Origin of the sequence: Streptomyces sp. NPDC002467, assembly GCF_042889825.1 — a bacterium.
Taxonomy (GTDB): Bacteria; Actinomycetota; Actinomycetes; order Streptomycetales; family Streptomycetaceae; genus Streptomyces.
Window position 1 is genome coordinate 122197 of record NZ_JBIARJ010000017.1, and the last position, 17329, is coordinate 139525.

15 protein-coding genes are annotated in these 17329 nt (G+C 72.9%); 4 read left to right on the forward strand and 11 right to left on the reverse strand.

What is annotated here, in order from left to right:
• Nucleotides 1-15: 15 nt before the first annotated feature.
• From ACFYYJ_RS30425 to ACFYYJ_RS30450, 6 genes are all read right to left on the reverse strand, one after another.
• Complete coding sequence (locus tag ACFYYJ_RS30425) at nt 16-810, reverse strand: amino acid ABC transporter ATP-binding protein (protein ID WP_385360180.1); 795 nt, start codon at nt 808-810, stop codon at nt 16-18.
• Nucleotides 807-1772, reverse strand: a complete 966-nt coding sequence (locus ACFYYJ_RS30430; protein WP_389137232.1) for an amino acid ABC transporter permease — start codon at nt 1770-1772, stop codon at nt 807-809. Before ACFYYJ_RS30430 ends, ACFYYJ_RS30425 begins: the two co-directional genes overlap by 4 nt.
• A gap of 217 nt (nt 1773-1989) precedes the next feature.
• The gene (locus ACFYYJ_RS30435; RefSeq protein ID WP_385360176.1) at nt 1990-3099 is read right to left on the reverse strand and encodes an aryl-sulfate sulfotransferase; all 1110 of its coding nucleotides are present in this window, start codon (nt 3097-3099) and stop codon (nt 1990-1992) included.
• A gap of 64 nt (nt 3100-3163) precedes the next feature.
• The gene (locus ACFYYJ_RS30440; RefSeq protein ID WP_389137236.1) at nt 3164-4165 is read right to left on the reverse strand and encodes an ABC transporter substrate-binding protein; all 1002 of its coding nucleotides are present in this window, start codon (nt 4163-4165) and stop codon (nt 3164-3166) included.
• Between the two features lie 65 nt (nt 4166-4230).
• Nucleotides 4231-4947 (reverse strand): ABC transporter ATP-binding protein, encoded by a 717-nt coding sequence (locus ACFYYJ_RS30445; protein ID WP_385126139.1) that lies wholly within the window; start codon nt 4945-4947, stop codon nt 4231-4233.
• Entirely contained in the window at nt 4944-5723 is a 780-nt protein-coding gene (locus ACFYYJ_RS30450; protein ID WP_385126137.1) for an ABC transporter permease, read from the reverse strand. Before ACFYYJ_RS30450 ends, ACFYYJ_RS30445 begins: the two co-directional genes overlap by 4 nt.
• 161 nt (nt 5724-5884) lie before the next feature.
• Here ACFYYJ_RS30450 and ACFYYJ_RS30455 point away from each other — a divergent pair, with 161 nt between their 5' ends.
• Nucleotides 5885-6454, forward strand: a complete 570-nt coding sequence (locus ACFYYJ_RS30455) for a helix-turn-helix domain-containing protein (protein WP_385126135.1) — start codon at nt 5885-5887, stop codon at nt 6452-6454.
• A gap of 30 nt (nt 6455-6484) precedes the next feature.
• On the opposite strand, the gene ACFYYJ_RS30460 is transcribed toward ACFYYJ_RS30455, so the two are convergent.
• The gene (locus ACFYYJ_RS30460) at nt 6485-10363 is read right to left on the reverse strand and encodes a helix-turn-helix domain-containing protein (RefSeq protein WP_389137239.1); all 3879 of its coding nucleotides are present in this window, start codon (nt 10361-10363) and stop codon (nt 6485-6487) included.
• Between the two features lie 151 nt (nt 10364-10514).
• Nucleotides 10515-10877 (reverse strand): hypothetical protein, encoded by a 363-nt coding sequence (locus ACFYYJ_RS30465; RefSeq protein ID WP_385126131.1) that lies wholly within the window; start codon nt 10875-10877, stop codon nt 10515-10517.
• A 290-nt stretch (nt 10878-11167) separates the two neighbouring features.
• Here ACFYYJ_RS30465 and ACFYYJ_RS30470 point away from each other — a divergent pair, with 290 nt between their 5' ends.
• Both ACFYYJ_RS30470 and ACFYYJ_RS30475 read left to right on the forward strand, forming a co-directional pair.
• Nucleotides 11168-12250 (forward strand): nitrous oxide reductase family maturation protein NosD, encoded by a 1083-nt coding sequence (locus ACFYYJ_RS30470; RefSeq protein ID WP_385126130.1) that lies wholly within the window; start codon nt 11168-11170, stop codon nt 12248-12250.
• A 34-nt stretch (nt 12251-12284) separates the two neighbouring features.
• Nucleotides 12285-13349, forward strand: coding sequence for a methyltransferase (locus ACFYYJ_RS30475; RefSeq protein WP_385126128.1), 1065 nt, complete (start codon nt 12285-12287; stop codon nt 13347-13349).
• A gap of 123 nt (nt 13350-13472) precedes the next feature.
• On the opposite strand, the gene ACFYYJ_RS30480 is transcribed toward ACFYYJ_RS30475, so the two are convergent.
• Nucleotides 13473-13730 (reverse strand): acyl carrier protein, encoded by a 258-nt coding sequence (locus ACFYYJ_RS30480; RefSeq protein ID WP_384586517.1) that lies wholly within the window; start codon nt 13728-13730, stop codon nt 13473-13475.
• 13 nt (nt 13731-13743) lie between these two features.
• Complete coding sequence (locus ACFYYJ_RS30485; RefSeq protein WP_385126124.1) at nt 13744-14844, reverse strand: SchA/CurD-like domain-containing protein; 1101 nt, start codon at nt 14842-14844, stop codon at nt 13744-13746.
• Between the two features lie 150 nt (nt 14845-14994).
• On the opposite strand from ACFYYJ_RS30485, the gene ACFYYJ_RS30490 reads away from it, so the two are divergent.
• Nucleotides 14995-16650, forward strand: coding sequence for an FAD-dependent oxidoreductase (locus ACFYYJ_RS30490; protein ID WP_385366816.1), 1656 nt, complete (start codon nt 14995-14997; stop codon nt 16648-16650).
• 15 nt (nt 16651-16665) lie between these two features.
• On the opposite strand, the gene ACFYYJ_RS30495 is transcribed toward ACFYYJ_RS30490, so the two are convergent.
• Nucleotides 16666-17265 (reverse strand): TetR/AcrR family transcriptional regulator, encoded by a 600-nt coding sequence (locus ACFYYJ_RS30495; protein ID WP_389137244.1) that lies wholly within the window; start codon nt 17263-17265, stop codon nt 16666-16668.
• Between the last annotated feature and the right edge of the window lie 64 nt (nt 17266-17329).

Below are 17329 nucleotides of genomic sequence, written 5' to 3' on the forward strand. Positions count from 1 at the left end.
CGGGATGCGGGGGAGTCAGAGGACCTTGCTCAGGAATTCGCGGGTGCGGGGGTGGGCCGGCCGGTCGAGCACCTGCTCTGGCGGCCCCTGTTCGACGATGCGGCCCTCGTCGAGGAAGACCACCTCGTCGGCGACCTCACGGGCGAAGCCGATCTCGTGCGTCACGATCAGCAGCGTGGTGCCGCCGGTGGCCAGGTCCTTGATGACGGAGAGCACCTCGCCGACGAGCTCGGGGTCGAGCGCCGAGGTGGGTTCGTCGAAGAGGATGACCCCGGGCCGCAGGGCGAGCGCGCGGGCGATGGCCACCCGCTGCTGCTGACCTCCGGAGAGCTGTCGGGGGTAGGCGCCGGTCCGGTCCCCGAGCCCGACCCGCTCCAGCAGTCGGCGCGCCAGCGACTCGGCCTCGGCCCGGGGAAGCCTGCCGGTGGCCACGGGGGCGGCGGCGACGTTGTCGAGGGCGGTCAGGTGCGGGAAGAGGTTGAAGTTCTGGAAGACGAAGCCGATCCGGCCGCGCTGGGCGAGGATCACCCGCTCGGCGAGTTCCTTCAGCCGCTCGCCGTGCCGCTGTACGCCGATCAGCTCGCCGCCCACGCTGACGTGCCCGGCCTCGGGCTTCTCGAGGTGGTTGACGACCCGCAGGAGCGTGGACTTGCCGGAGCCGGACCGCCCCAGGACCACGGTGACCGTGCCAGGCCGGACCGTCAGGTTCACACCGTCCAGGACGCGGCGGCCGGCGAACCACTTGTGCACGTCGTGAATCTCGATCGCGACGGGCCGTGCGGCGGTGTCCGTGGCGGTGGTCGCGGTCATCGTGCCGTCTCCTTCCGGAAGCGGACCCCCAGGTCGCGCAGGCTCGCCCGGGCCCGCTCGAGGGGGGTGGGCGGCAGGGCCCGCAGGGCGCCGCGCGCGTAGTACCGCTCCACGTGGAACTGGACGACGGAGATCACGCTGGTGAGGAGCACGTACCAGGCGGTGGCCACCAGTAGGAGCGGCACCACGTCGCCGGAGTAGGTGCTGCCCAGGCTCTGCACCGTGCCGAAGAGGTCGAGCAGGGACACGTAGAAGACCAGAGACGTGGCCTTGACCAGGCCCAGCAGCAGGTTCACGTACGCGGGAACGATCGCGCGCAGCGCCTGCGGGAAGACGATCCGGGTGAACTGGTACCGCTTGGGCAGACCCAGCGCGGCCGCCGCCTCGTGCTGGCCGTGGTCGACGGAGAGCAGGCCCGCCCGTACCACCTCGGCCGCGTAGGCCGCTTCGGCCAGGCTCAGCCCCACCACCGCCAGCACCATGTCGGTGGCGAGCCGGGATTCGTCGAAGGTGAGGAAGGCGGGGCCGAACGGCACCCCGATGCTCAGCTTCGGGTAGAGCGCGCTGAAGTTGTAGAGGAAGAGCAGCACCACGATCAGCGGCACGGACCGGAACAGCCAGACGTACGTCCAGCTCACGGACCGCAGCACCGGATTGGGCGAGAGCCTGGCCAGGGCGAGGAGTATCCCGCCGATCAGTCCCAGGAGCGCGCTGTACGCGGTCACCTGGAGGGTGATGAGCAGGCCGTCGAGGACGACGGGCCGCGCGAACCAGTAGGCGAACCGGTCCCATTGGTAGAAGGGGTTGGTGAGCAGCCCGTGTACGGCCTGGGCGACCAGTACCAGTACGACGGCGGTGGCGATCCACCGCCCCGGGCGGCGGAGCGGGAGGACGCGCTCGGCCGGCCCGGGGGGTTCCCCGGACCGGCCGGTGGGTGCGGCGAGGGTGAGCGATTCGGTCACGGACGCTCCAGCGGTTTCGGCTTCGACAAGGTGAATTCTCGAAAAGCAGCCGTCATACCGGACAGAAAGAGGCCGCTGATGTGTTTGTCTGCGGCGTAAGCTAGGCAGCCCTCGGAAGGGCTGTCAACGTCCCCGATATCGATGTCCTGTCGAGCGCACGGCAATTTCATCCGCCGTACACAGAACGCCCTTTGGTGAAATGAAGCGGGGTTTCCGTTTACAGCCAGGGCAGCTGATCGGCGCTGTAACGGTAGGCGCGGAAGACGGAGTTCTGGGCGCCGGCCGAGGACTCCAGACCCACGCCGTCCCCGAAGGAGCGGAACTGCGGGACCACGAACTCCCACACCACCTCCCGGTCCGGGGTCACCTCGAAGAGCCGGCCGAAGGAGCCCTCGGCGATGAAGGTGTTGCCGTTCGGCAGGCGCTGCGCGCTGGACATGTACGGGCTGTAGAAGTTCTGCGGCGGGTTGTCCTCGTACGACCACACCTCCTTGCCCGTGCGCGGGTCGAGCTCCAGCACCCGCGAGTACGGCACGGACGTGGTGTCGCGGTAACTGCCGTTGTCGAAGACCAGGATGTTCCCGCCGGGCAGCTCGTGCGGGTGGTGCTGCTGCGCGAGCACGTCGGGGCCGAACCGCCACTGGACGGAACCGTCGGCACGGTCGATCGACACGGCGGTGGACGCGCTTCGGAAGCCCACGACGACGGAACCGTCCGCGCTTTCGTTGACGGTGTTGGCCATCGGCCAGTGGTTGCGGTCGAAGTGCCGGTCGAGCGGCACCTCCTCGGGGTCGAGGTGCTCGATGGCGGCCCAGCGCCACACGATCTCGCCGTCCCAGGTCAGTTCGTACACCACGTCCCCGTAGATCACCCCGCCCGGCGCCTCGGAGCCGGGGATGCCGCCCCGGATGCGGGCCGCGTCGGCGGGGTCGAGGGGTTCCACGGCGCCGATGAGGAGGTTGCCGTTGCGCAGGACGGTGGCGTCGTGGTGGTGGTAGGGGTGGCGGACCTCGCGCACGACGGAGGAGTCCGGGGCCAGTTCCTGGAAGATGCCGCCGTGGTAGACCTCCCAGATGGGGAAGAGGACCGGGCCGCCGGTGTCCTTGGCCGCGTAGAAGAGGTTCCCGTTGGGGAGGAGCTGCGCCTGGCGGCCGGGCGGGTGGGGGGAGTTCCAGGTGTGGGCGGTGCGGCCCTCGATGTCGACGAGGTGGATCTCGCCGGCGCTGGTGATCGGCGTGTAGAGGGTGTAGCCGCCGAAGCTGCGCTCGGGGTCGTGGGCGATCAGGCCGACGCCGCGGCGGCGCAGGGTGTTCTGGTCGACGGTCATGGGGATCTCCTCGGGGGAAGCCGGCTCGATGGAAGCCGGGCGGGGGATTTCGGTTCGGGGGACGTCAGTGGACGGTGACGGCGGACGCGTCGGCGGCCGTCAGGGGTGCGGGGTCCAGGTACCTCTGCAGCGAGGCGCGGTCCGCGGCTCCCGGAAGGCCCTGGGCGGCCTTCGCCCAGCCGGCCTCCTCCTCCAACTGCGCGAGCAGTTCGGGCGAGAGGGCGGCGCCGTAGGTGTAGCGGGGCTGGAAGACGTCGACGTATCCGGCCTGGAGGGTGCCCTTGGACTGGGTGACCACGGCCTTGCGCGCTCCCGCCGGGTCGGCGGCGATCTCGCGCTGCGCGCTCAGCACGGTGCGGAGCACCGCGGCCGTGGCCTCCTTGTCGGCCTTGGGTCCGGCGACGAGGAGGGTCCTCGCGGTGTACCCGGTGAAGGGGAGCTCGGCATAGTCGCCGCCCAGGGCGGTGCGGGTGGCGTCGTAGAAGCCGGGGAAGGTGACCCCGGCGTCGATGTCACCGCGGGCCAGCGCGGCAGGGACCTGGTTCGGGGCCAGGTTGACCACCGTCACGTCGGCGGCCGTCAGCTGGGCCGAGGCGAGCATCCGCGACAGCGCGTACTCGACGTTCGTGCCCTGCGGCACGCCCACCTTGCGGCCCTTCAGCGCGGCGAAACCGGTGATCGAACGGTCGGCCCGGGTCAGCAGCCGCCAGTCCGAGAACCGGGACAGGTCGGCGACGATCCGCAGCTCGCGCCCGCCCAGCGCGGCCGTCACGGCGGGCAGGTCGCCGACGACGCCGAGCTGCGCCTGGCCGCCGAGCACGGCGTTCAGCGCGTCGCGGCCCGTGGGATGGGTGGTGACGGTGGCGTCGACACCCTCCGCGGACCAGAGCCCGCGCTCCTGGGCCACGTAGACGGGGGCGCCGCCGAGGTGGTCGCTCGCCGCGATGGAGACGGCCGAACGGCCGCCGGCGCCCGCCTTGCCGGACGGGGAGCCCGCGCAGGCGGTGGCGACGGTGCTGAGCAGGGCCGTCAGGAGTACGGCGGCCACCGCACGGGGTCTGAGCATGGTGGAGGTCCTTCCAGGGGCGAGGGGCGACGAGTGAGCGGCGAAGAGTGAGGGGCGAAGCGGGGTCATTCGGAGCCGAGATGGCGGGCGATCAAGGAACGCAGGTCCGGGTCGGGCGGCCCGGCCGGCACGGGGTGGTCGGCGAGCACGCGGCCGGGGGAGCCGCCGAGGACGATCACCCGTTCGGCGAGGGCGAGGGCCTCGTCGATGTCGTGCGTGACGAAGAGGACGGTGGTGCCGGTGCGCTGCCACAGCTCCCGCAGCAGCTCCTGCATCCGGGTCCGGGTCAGGGCGTCGAGCGCCCCGAACGGCTCGTCCATCAGCAGGACTTCCGGCTCGGCGGCCAGGGCCCGGGCCAGTGCCACGCGCTGGCGCATCCCGCCCGACAGCTCCGCCGGGTACTTCTCCGCGCCGTCCGCGAGCCCCACCTCGGCGAGCGCCGCCAGTGCCCGCCGCCGGCGTTCCGCGCGGGGCAGGCCGAGTCGCTTGAGGGCGAACTCGACGTTCCCGCGGGCCGTGCGCCAGGGGAAGAGCGCGTAGTGCTGGAAGACCACGCCCCGTTCCGGTCCCGGCCCGAGCACCGGCGCCGAGCCGGCGGTCACGCGCCCGGCGGCGGGCCGTACGAACCCCGCGATCGTGTTCAGCACGGTGGACTTGCCGCAGCCGCTGGGGCCCAGCAGGGCCGTGAACGAGCCCGCCGGGAACTCCAGATCGGTGTGCTCCAGGACCGGGGCCGCGTCGTAGCCGACCGACAGCCCCTCCAGGCGTACGTCGAGGCTCATGACTCGCTCCAGTGCGCGAACCGGCGGCCCACCGCCGCCAGGACCAGGTCGACGGCCACCCCGAGCAGCCCGAGGACGAGCAGCCCCGCGAACATCCGGTCCACCCGCAGGAACTGGCCGTCGACCTGGAGCCGGTACGCCAATCCGCTGTCCGCGCCCCCCAGTTCGGCCGCGACCAGCGCGAGCAGCGCCACCGAGGCCCCGTAGCGCAGCGCCGCGAGCAGGGCGGGGGCCGCGGCGGGCAGCAGGACCTCGGTGATCCGCCGGTGCAGCGGCGCCCCGAGCGACCGGGCCGCCCTCAGGTGCGAGACGGGCACCCGGGAGACCCCGTCGTGCACGTACAGCCACACCGCGAGGAGGACGGCGTACGCGATGAGCAGGCGCTTCGCGCTCTCGCCGATGCCGAACCAGGCGGTGGCCAACGGCACCAGCGCGATCGCCGGGATCGGGCGGAGGAAGGAGACCACCGGGGACACGGCGGCGGACAGCCACGGCAGGCTGCCAGTGGCGAAGCCCAGCGCGCTGCCGACGGCCGCGCCCAGGGCGAAGCCCTGTCCCGCCCGGGTCAGGCTGGCGCCGAGGTCCGTGGCCAGGGTGCCACTGGAGGCGCTGTCCGCGAGGGCGGCGAGGGTCTGCCCGGGCGTGGGCAGCAGCCCGGGAGCCACTGCCCCGGACCCGGCGAGCAGGTACCAGAGGGCGAGTACGGCACCGGCCGCGCCCAGGGCCGGGCCGAGTCGGCCGAGGGCCCGGCCGGGCGGTGAGGGGGTGGCGTGCACGGGGCGGCTCCTGGGTCGTTCGTTCGCCCGGGGCGGGCGTTCGCTCAAGGCGGGATAAGTGAGGTCAATAATTGACGACGCTTATTAAGGGAGTGTTGCGGCAGTACGAAACCTCCCGGAGCCGCCCGGCCCGGGATCCGCCATGGGGTACGTTCACCAGCGTGTCTCGCCCAGAACCCACGCCCGAAGCCATCGAGGTCGGACAGGTGATCCGCGACTGCCGCAAGCGACGCGGCGTCTCCATGGCCGTGCTCGCCGCCCGGTCGGGGCTCTCGCAGCCCTTCCTCAGCCAGTTGGAACGCGGACTCGCCACGCCCAGCCTCAGCTCCATCTACCGGATCGCCGAGGCCCTCGACGTCACACCCGGCACCTTCCTGCGGCCCCCCGGCCGGCCCGGCACGGTCAGCCACGAGGCGGACCCGCAGGTCATCCGGGTCGAAGAGGCCGCCGGGCAGATCGCGCAGGTGCTCATCCCGGGCGGGCGCAGCACCCTGATGGAGGCGTACGAGCACCACTTCGAGCCCGGCCAGGGCGAGCGGGGCTGGTTCCAACACCCCGGCGAGGACTTCCTGTACGTCCTGGCGGGCGAGATCGTCCTGGAGGTCGAGGGCGAGGACCCGCTCACCCTGCGCGCGGGCCAGAGCGCCCACCACCGCGGCGAAGTCCCGCACCGCTGCCGCCTGTCGGGCCCGGAGCCCGCCCGCACCCTGCTGGTCATCGCCAACGCGTAGGCACGGCCCGCCCCTTCGGCATCCGTGCGCTCAGTCTCCCGGACGCAACGTCCGCGCGATCGCCGCCAGCCGCGCCCCGACGTCCGGATCCCACAGCCGGACCGTGCCGTCGGTGCTGCTGGAGGCCACCGTCCGCCCGTCCGGGGAGAACACCACGCCCCAGACCGCGTTCGTGTGCCCCGACAGCGCTGCCACCGGCCGGCGCCCGGCCACGTCCCACAGCCGCACCGTACGGTCGTTGCCGCTGCTGGCGAGCGTACGGCCGTCGGGGGAGAACGCGATCCCGCGGGCCGAACCGGTGTGGCCGGTCAGCGCCGCCTCGAAGCGCCGGCGCCGGGCGTCCCAGAGCCGGACGGTGCCGTCGTTGCCGCTGCTGGCCAGGGTGGCCCCGTCGGGGCTGAACGCGACCCCGCGCACCGCACCCGTGTGACCGGAGAGCGTGGCGAGGGCGCGGCGCCCGGCCACGTCCCACAGGCGCACCGTCAGATCGTCACCGGCACTCGCCAGGGTGCGTCCGTCGGGACTGAACGCCACGTCGTTGGCGAAGTCCGTGTGGCCGGTGAGGACGGCCGACTCGGTACCCCCGACGGTGTCCCACAGCCGGACGGCACCGTCGGAGCCCGCGGAGGCCAGGGTGCGGCCGTCGGGCGAGAAGGCCACCGAGAACACGGTCCCCGCCCGGCCCGGGAGGACGGCCGAGGAGCGGCGCGCCGGGACGTCCCACAGGCGGATCGTGCCGTCCGACCCGGCCGAGGCGAGCGTGCGGCCGTCGGGGGAGAAGGCCACCGAGAACACCGTCTCGCCGTGCCCCTCGAAGGCGGCGAGGACCTTGCGGCCGGCAACGTCCCACAGGCGCACCGCGTGGTCCCCCTCCGCCGTGGCCAGCAGCTTCCCGTCGGGGCTGTACGCCGCGTGCCAGATCTCCGAGAACGGCCGCGAGGCCAGCACCGCGCCGCGCAGGTCCCACAGGACCACCGACTGGTCGAACCCGGCGGTGGCCAGCACCGCCCCGGCCGGATCCACGGCCACCCCGAGGACGTAGTCGGTGTGCCCGGACAGGGTCGCCGTAAGCCGGCCGCTGCCCACGTCCCACAGCCGGGTCGCCCCGTCGCCGCCCGCGCCGACCACCGTCGTCCCGTCCGGGGTGTACGCGACCCCGTTCACGTCGTCGCTGCTGCCGGTGAGGGTCGCGGTGGTCCGGCGCCCCGCCACGTCCCACAGCCGGACGGTCCGGTCGACGCCCCCACTGGCGACCGTACGACCGTCCGGGGCGAACGCCGCACCCAGCACCTCGTCCGTGTGCCCGGCGAGCACGGCCAACGGGCGGGCCTCCACCGGATCCCACAGCCGTACGGTCCGGTCCGCGCCCGCCGATACGAGCGTCCGGCCGTCCGGGGCGTAGGCGAGGGCGTTGACCCTGCCCGTGTGCCCCTCCAGGGAGGCCACGGCCCGGCGCTCCCCGGACGCGCCCCCGGCCGCCGCGTCGCCCGCCCTGTCGCCCGCCGCCTCGCCCGCCGCGTCGTCCGCCCCGTCGTACGTCGTGGCCCACAGCCGGATCGTCCCGTCCGGGCCCGCGACCGCCAGGGTCCGGCCGTCCGGGGCGAAGGCGACGGCCCGGGCGCCCGACGTGCTCGCCGGGAACACCGCCGCGGTACGACGCCCGGCGACGTCCCACAGCCGGGCCGGCCCGTCCGTGGAAGTGGCCGCGAGGGTGCGGCCGTCGGGGCTGAACGCCACCGCGCGGACCCGGCCCGGCACGGTGAAGGACGCCAGGGTCCGGTGCCCGGCCGTCGCCCGTACCCGCACCGTGCCGTCGGCCCCGGCCGTGGCCAGTGTCCGGCCGTCGGGCGCGAACGCCACCGCGTTGACGGGCCCGGTGTGCCCGCCGAGCCGGGCGATGAACGGCTGCGACTGCGTGCTGAGCAGGGCGCCCCGGGCCTCGCTCGTCGGTGCGGTGCGATAGGCTTCTCCGGCGAGTCGCATCGAGGCCTCGGGCTGCCCGGCCGAGAGCGCCGCCGACTGCAGGGCGAGCGCCCGCGACCGCGCCACGCGCTCCTGGCCGAGCGCGCCCGCCCGCTGCTGGTACGCCAGCCCGCCCGCGCCCACGGCGAGGACCAGCAGCACCACCAGCGTGGCCAACATCCGTTGTCGCAGCCGCACCTGGCGCCCGGCCTGCCGCTGCCGGGCCTCCTCGGCGGCCTGACTGGCCCGCAGGAAGGCCTCCTCCAGGGGGCCGAGGCGACCGCGGCCGTCGAGCTCGTCGGCCCAGGCGCGGGCGTTCTCCAGCCGGGCACCACGATGGAGGGCCGACGGATCGCGCTGCTCGCGGTCCCACTCGGCGGCGGCGAGGGCCAGTTGCTGGTGGATCAGCAGCCCCGCCCGGTCGGCCCGGATCCAGCCGCGCAGCCGCGGCCAGGCCTCCAGCAGGGCCTCGTGGGTGATCTCCACGGTGTCGCTGTCCATGGTGATCAGGCGGGCCCGTACGAAGCTGTCGAGCGCGGCCGCCGCGCGGTCCGGCCCGGCGGGATGCGCCGCCATGAGCTCGCTCCGGCTCATCCGGCGCCGCGTCACCCCCGCGCCGTCCGCGCCGTCGACCACGTGGACGAGCCGTACGAGCATCCGCCGCACGGCCCGCTGTTCGGCCGGGTACAACCGGGCGAAGACGTCCTCGGCGGTCCGCGCGACCGCCCCCCGGATCCCGCCGGTCCGTTCGTATCCCGCGACGGTCAGCGTGTCCCCCTCCCGCCGCCGCCAGGTGGCCATCAGGGCGTGGGAGACCAGGGGGAGCGCGCCGGAGGGGATCCGGTCCGGCGGATCGCCCCGCAGACCGGCGTCGCGCAGCAGCAGCGGGACGAGGCCCGGTTCGAGGGTGAGCCCGGCACGCTCCGCCGGGCGCGCGACCGACTCGCGCAGCTCCGCCACGGACATCGGCGGCAGCACGAACAGGCCCTCGGCGAAGACCGGTGCCAGCTCCGGGAGGTCCAGACAGTTGCCCGAGAAGTCGGCCCGCACCCCGAGCACCACGAGCGCCGGGTCGTACCCGTCCTGTGCCGGACGGGCCGCGGCCAGGGCCCGTAGCACCCGTACGAACGAGCGCCGTTCCTCCTCGTCGGAGCAGAGGGTGAACAGCTCCTCGAACTGATCGACGATCAGCACCGGCCGCGGCGGCGGAGCCGGCCGGTCCGGCGGGTCCGCGGGGGAGTCGCCGTACAGCCTGCGGACGGCCGCGAGCAGCGCCCTCGGCTCGGCGGCCAACCCCTCCGCGGTGAGGCCGAGATCGGTGCCGAGCACCTTCGCGGTACGGTCGAGCAGCTCGTCCAGGGGATGCGCGGTGGGAGTGAGCCGCACCACCGGCCAGGAGTCGGCGCCCGCCATCGGGAAGCCGCCCGGGCGCCGCAGGGCGGGCACGAGGCCCGCGTTGAGCAGGGACGACTTGCCGGCGCCCGACGGGGCGACGAGCAGGAGCGGACCGCTGCCGGTCCGCTCGTAGACCCGCTCGACCAGCTCCGCGGTGGCCCGCTCCCTGCCGAAGAACCAGCCCGCCTCCCGCACGGTGAACGCCGGCAGCCCGCGGTAGGGACACTCACCGGGATCGGCGGGATGGTCCGCTGCCGCCGATGGCGGTTCGCCTTCCCGCACCATCCGCAGGAGTTCGCCCTCCGCTCGAAGTACCTCGTCGCAGCGGCGCGCCACGTCGGGGGTCGCGCGCTTCGCACCGGTCTCGATCTTGCTCAAGTAGCCCTTGCTGTAGTGCGTCTGCCGGGCCAGGTCGGCCAAAGACAGCCCGCGTTGCACCCGCAGACGCCGCAATCGAACGGAGAAGGGCGGGTCGGCGTCTTCGGCAGGGTCGAAATCGAGCTGGTGACCGGTGTTCGGGCGGTGGTCCGGATCCCCCACAACATCCCCCATGGCGGTGCGTGCCGAGGCAGTGAGACGGCACTGCCCAGGCTACAGCGGGGGACTGACGGGGAGCTGGTCGCTCGCACGCGAATGACCAGAACAGGAGCGTCCGGAGCCGCTTCGGGCACGGCTCCGGACGCTCCCGCGTGGGGGTTCGGTGCTACGGGTTGAGGCGGATCGAGTTGATGGGCGTCAGGTCGGCGTAGACGCCCGTCTTGGCCGCGATGGGGTTGCCGCAGCCCCCGCCGTTGTAGCCCGTGCACAGGTTTGCGGTCGCACCGCCGTACTGGTTGTTGAGGACCCAGTGGTTCCCGTACTGGCCGTTCAGGTTGTGGGCCCCGTAGCTGTAGAAGACGTGGGTCGGCTTGACGGCCGGGTTCTGGTTCTGCGGATAGATGCAGACCGCGCCGTCCGGGCACCCGGCCCACGCGTCGGCGGGCTTGGCCTGAACGGTGCCGCTGAGCGCGACGACGGCGACGGTGGCGGTCGCGAGTGCGGCGGCGCCGCGGAACAGCTTGAACATGTTTTCCCCTCGGGTCTGGCTCCGGTCCTGCTCCGGTCTTGCTCCGGGTCCCGCTTCGTGCGGACCCCTTCAGCGTGTGCCCGCCGCCGGACCGGGGTCGACGGGTTTCCCGTTGCCCGTCCCGGGCCGACCAGGGAAACCCCCGCCGACCAGGCCCGTTGCCGGGGTGTGGTCAACAGGGGAAGGCCGCCACGCCGGTGGACCTCAAAATGCAGCCGTTTGCCCACGGGATGTATCCATCCGCTTACCCGGTGTGGCGAGCGGTGGTGATCGCCCCTAGCTTCGAAAATGTGACGAACCGACAACTCAAATGCCTCACATGCATCACAGCCGTCATCGCCGCCTGCCTCGGCGTCGCCGCGCCACCCGCCGCCGCGGCCGGACACATGGTGCATCCGGGAGAATCGATCCAGGCGGCCGTGGACGCCGCGAAGCCGGGGGACAGCATCACCGTGCTGCCCGGCACCTATCGGGAACAGGTGCTGATCACCAAGCGGCTGACGCTGCGCGGGTGGGGGCGCCAGACCGTCATCAAGCCGCCGGCGACCCCCGCCGCCGCGGCTCCCCACGCCCGCGCGGCCGGCGCCGCCTGCTCCCAGGCCGACACCGGCATCTGCGTGATGGGAACGGCCGAGAAGGACGTCGACCGGGTGAGCATCCGCTCGCTGACCGTCTCCGGCTTCAAGCGCAACGGCATCTGGGCCTCGCGCACCGACCATCTCGCCGTCGAGCAGGTGATCTCCGAGAAGAACGGCACCTGGGGCATCGCCCAGGAGAGGTCCACCCGCGGGCTGTTCCGCGGCAACACCGCCCGGGACAACGTGGAATCCGGCATCTTCATCGCCAACACCGTCGACCGCGAGGGCGGGGCCACCGACACGCTCGGAGCCGTGGTCCGGGACAACACCCTGACCGGGAACCGGATCGGAGTGACGGTCAGGCGCGTCCGGAACCTCACCGTCAACGACAACACCCTCACAGGGAACTGCGGCGGCGTGTTCGTCGTCGGCGACGAGGGCATCCCCGGCGCCGGGGACATGACCATCCGCGGCAACCGCATCCACGCGAACAACAAGTTCTGCAAGGGCAACACCCGACTCCCCGACATCCAGGGCGTCGGCATCGTCCTCACCGGCGCCGAGGACACGGTGATCCGTTCGAACTCCATCCGCGACAACGTCGGCTCCTCGCCGCTCTCGGGCGGGATCCTGCTGTTCAAGAGCTTCGTGGGCGCCAAGAACAGCGACAACGTCATCAAGGACAACGTCGTACGCGGCAACATGCCGGCCGACCTCGCCAACCAGGGCACCGGAACCGGCAACAAGTTCACCGGCAACCGCTGCCGGACGTCCGTGCCCGCCGGGATGTGCTGACCGTGCCGCCCGCCACCAGCAGAGACGAGGCCCCATGACCACCGTGAGTCCGAAGCCGACCCCCCTCGCACCCCCCGCCCAGCCCCACACCCCCCAGCCGGGCATGCGGCTGCGCGAGCTCGTCTTCGGCGCGGCCTGCGCCGCGGCCGTCCGGGCCGCGGCCCGCCTCGGAGTCGCCGACGCGCTCGGCGACGCGCCCGCCGACGTCGAGGAGCTCGCGACGGCCGTCGGGTGCGAGCCCCGGCCGCTGCGCAGACTGCTGCGGGCCCTGTCCTGCTACGGGATCTTCGAAGAGACCGAGGAGGGCGCCTACGTCCACACGGACATGTCCCGGCTGCTGCGCGAGGACGATCCGCACAGCCTGCGCTACATCTCCCTGTGGTGCACCGAGCCCTGGACCTGGCAGGCCTGGCCGCGCCTCGACGACGCCGTGCGCACCGGCGGCAGCGTGTTCCAGGAGCTCTACGGCAAGGGCTTCTTCGACTACCTGCACGAGGACGCCCACGAGTCGGCCCACGTCTTCAACCGGGCCATGACCACCTCCAGCACGCAGTCGGCGCTGGACGTCGCGGAACTCCTCGACCTCACCGGGGTCCGGGCGGTCGCCGACATCGGCGGCGGCCAGGGCCACGTGCTGGCGAGCCTGCTGGAGAAGCACCCTGCCGTACGGGGAGCCCTGCTCGACCTGCCGGGTGTGGCGGCCAAGGCCGATCCCCGGCTGAGGGACGGCGGCCCGCTCGCGGCACGCGTCGAGATCGTCCCCGGCGACTGCCGCGAGGCCGTCCCGATCGAGGCGGACCTCTACATCATCAAGAACATCCTGGAGTGGGACGACGACAGCACCCGAAGGACCCTGCGGAACGTGATCGCGGCGGCCCGCCCCGGAGCCCGGGTCGTCGTCATCGAGAACCTCGTCGACGACACCCCGTCGATGAAGTTCACCACGGCCATGGACCTGCTCCTGCTGCTCAACGTCGGAGGGGCGAAGCACACCGAGGAGAGCATGCGCACCCGGATGGCGGACGCCGGTCTGGTCGTCACCTCGGTCCGACCGGTCAACGCCTACCTGCACGCGTTCGAGTCCACCGTGCCCGGATGACCGGGCCGCGGACCGGGCCGCGGACCGGCCCGCCCGGCGCACGGCCGACGCGAGAACGCCCCCGGGACCGGCGCGGGGCCGGTCCCGGGGGCGTTCCGCACGCGTGCCCCGTCGGGCACCTGCTCAGGTGCCCGACATCAGGGCGCCGTTGACGAGGTCGAGGAACTCCTGCGGCGACTTGCACCGCTCCGCCTCGGGCGGCAGGGGCCGGCTGTGCCGGTTCTCCAGTTCGCCGACGATGCCCAGCAGGCCCAGGGAGTCCAGGCCCCACTCGTCGAACCCCGATTCGGGGCGGCTCGCCATCTCGCGGGCGTCGACCGTGACGCCGGCGCCCTTCTTCATCAGTGCGGCGAGTTCTTCGATGGTCAGTCGATCGGTCATGACGGACAACTCCTCAGGCTCGCGCCGGCGAACGCCGGTCGGTGATCAGGCGCATTTCGGAGCGCGCGAGGAAGCGCGAGGTCTCCTGGTCGGTGATGGGCACCCCGTCCTTGGCGCTGTCGAGCAGTCGGGCGAGGACGGCCGCCTTGTGGTCGCCCTCCACGCCGAGCGCCAGGGCGGGTCGGGCGTCGAGCGGTCCGCGCACGTCCAGGACCCGGACGACGACGTCGTCGCGCTGGAAGACGGTGCTCGCCTCGACGGGACTCGTCGGATCGTCCACCGCCAACTCGTCCTGGCGGGCGAGCAACCGGGCGAGCGCCGTGCCGCACCCGTCCTTCGCGGGATAGAAGAGCGCGTGCCGCCCGAGGTCCTCGCTCTCGGGCCGCGCCGCCGCCACGTGGTGCACGGCCGGGAGCGCCGCCCGGGTGAAGAACGTCCGAGCCGATCCCGGGTCGTCGAGGTCGCGGTCCATCTCCAGGTACGGGTTGATGGCCTCCTCCAGCGCCCTGACCTCGGGCTGCCGGGCCACATGGCTCAGGGCGGCCAGCAGGTCGCCCTCCACTTCGATCGCCCGCACGACCCGGTTGCCGTGCATGAACAGGGAGGTGCGGCGCAGCCGGGTGCTCTCGTCGACCCGGGCCTGCGGGGAGACGTACGAGGCCAGCAGGTCGGCGACGACGGCCTCGCTGCCCGGCTTGACGGTGAAGGTCAGCGCGTGGCGCACCACCCCGTCCCCGCGCCGCGGCGTGGGGGAGACCAGGGGAGAGGCGTCCTTGCCCGCCTCGCGCATGACGCTGAACCGCAGCGAGCGCGTGTCCCGCACGCAGCCGTGGAGCGGCTGCACCGACGCCACGTGGTCCTCGCTGTTCACCCAGGCGAGGAAGCGCGGTGCGCTCTCCCATTCGCTGGTGATCAGCCACTGCGAAGGGTTCTCGATCGACTGGCACAGTTCGTCGCTGATGTGCCCGGGCACGGAGGACACCTGCTTGCGCAGATGCTCGTACACCTCCAGGAACCGGTTCTGAGCGCCGTCGTACAGGTCCAGCAGCAGCACGACCCGAAGTCTCGAGCCGTCGAAGGCGGACTGGGATATCCGTTCCGACAAAGTTGTCATCTTTCACACTCCTTCGGGACGTCGCGGTCGCCACGGGCGGCGGCGCCACCCGCAACCGATCGTTGTCCCGTGGACCGCCCGGCGCGAGAGGGGAGAACCAAGCGGGTGAACGGGCGAGGGAACGGCCCTCTCACAGGGCATGGAAGAGCCATGAAGGAAAACGTCGACCTCCGCGTGCCGGTCCTGATCGTGGGCGGCTCCCTCGTGGGCCTGTGCACCTCGCTGTTCCTCGGGCGGCACGGCATCGGCCACATGCTCGTCGAGAAGCACGCGGGCACCTCGCTGCACCCGCGCGGACGCGGGATCAACGTGCGGACCATGGAGCTGTTCCGGGTCGCGGGTGTCGAGCACCGCATCCGTGCGGCCGCGAGCGTCCTGGCCGACAACCACGGCATCCTGCAGGGCGGCTCCCTGACCGGTGACGACCAGGAGTGGCTGTTCGAGGAGATCGACCCCGGCGGCGGCCTGGCCCGCTTCAGCCCGGCGTCGTGGTGCCTGTGCAGCCAGAACGACATCGAGCCGGTGCTGATGTCCGTCACCCCCCGGCTCGGCGCCGACCTGCGGTTCTCCACCGAGCTGCTCTCCTTCGACCAGGACGCCACGGGGGTGACCGCCGTCCTGAAGAGCCTGGAGACCGGGGAACACACCAAGGTGCGCGCGGACTACCTCGTCGCGGCCGACGGGCCGCGCAGCCCCGTCCGCGAGGAGCTCCGCATCGGGCAGACCGGCCCCGGCGACCTCTTCCACAACGTCAGTGTCACCTTCCGCTCCCGCGGCCTCGCGGACGTGGTCGGCGACCGGCGCTTCATCGTCTGCTACCTGACCAAACCCGACGCGGACGGCGCCCTGCTGCCCGTCGACAACGCGGAGCGGTGGGTCTTCCACGCGCCCTGGCACCCCGACCGGGGCGAGACCATGGAGGACTTCACCGACGAGCGCTGCGCCGAGCACATCCGCCGGGCCGTCGGCGCGCCCCACCTGGACGTGGAGATCACGGGCAAGGCCCCGTGGCACGCGGCCGAACGGGTCGCCGAGCGGTACGGCTCCGGACGGGTCTTCCTCGCCGGGGACTCCGCCCACGAGATGTCCCCCACCGGCGCGTTCGGCTCGAACACCGGCATCCAGGACGCCCACAACCTGGCCTGGAAGCTCGCCGCGGTGCTGAAGGGCTCGGCGGGCCCCCGCCTGCTGGAGAGCTACGAGGCCGAACGGCTGCCGGTGGCGCGGGCGACGAGCGCGCGCGCCTCGGCCCGCTCGGCCGAGCACAGCCACCCGGGCTACGAACCCGACCCCGGCTCCGCCGCACCCGGAGGAGGCCGGCCGGGCGGGGTCCTGTCCGTGGCCATGGGCTACCGCTACCACCAGGGCGCGGTCCTGGGCGCCGACCACGAGCAGCCCGTCGTACCCGAACGGATGCGGCCGGCCGGCGATCCGGGCACCCGGGCCCCGCACATGTGGCTGCACACCCGCGGGGCGGAGCAGCCCGCGGAACGGGTGTCGACCGTGGACCTCTACGAGCGGTCCTTCGTGCTGCTCGGCTCGGAGGGCACGCCGTGGCGGGACGCGGCACGCTCCGTCGCCGGGGAACTGGGCGTGGACCTGGTCGCCTACGCGATCGGCGCCGGTCCCGACGCCGACCTGTCCCCGGAGGAGGGCGCCGACTGGGCGCAGGTGCACGGCACGACCCCGGCCGGCGCGGTCCTCGTACGGCCCGACGGATTCGTGGCGTGGCGGTGGCCGCAGGGTGCGGAGGACCCGGAGGCGGTGCTCCACGAGGTGCTGACCACCTTGCTGTACCGGGCCTGACGTGCCCCGCAGCGCTCAGCCGTCGTGGGTGACGAGCGCGGCCACGTGCTCGGTCATCGTGTCGAGGATCTCCGCGGCGGCCTTGTCGTCGCCGAGCACGAGGAGGTTCAGCGTCAGCCCGTCGGTCATGGCCACCAGATAGCGGGCCAGCGCGGGCAGCGGGATGCGCAGTTCGAACTCCACGCTGCCCCTGAGCTCTTCGAGGAGCCCGGTGTAGGTCTCGGAGTACACCTCGTACTGCCGGCGCGCCAGGTGCTCGAAGCCGGGCTGGCGCATCGCGTACTGGGTGAGCTCGTAGGTGAGCAGGTGCGTGCCCGGGTGCGCGGCCACGTGGTCCCAGTACGCCCGGAAGCCGGCCCGTACGGTCTCCCGGAGCGTGGCCTTCGGCCGGATCGCCTCCCGCACCACGGTGATGTACTCGTCGGTGATCGCCGTGATGACCGATTCCAGCAGGGCCTGCTTGGAGTCGAAGCAGTAGTGGAAGACGCTCAGCGACACGCCCGCCTCGGCCGCGATGGACCGCGTCGTCGTCCGGGCGACGCCGTCGCGGGTCATGGCGCGGATCGCGGCCTCGGTCAGCTGCTGGCGGCGCTCGGCGGACGGCATCCGTGCCATCGGGTCCCTCCCGTTCTCGTGCCGGGGCCGGTCGGATCAGGAGGGGCTCCTGATCCGACCGGCC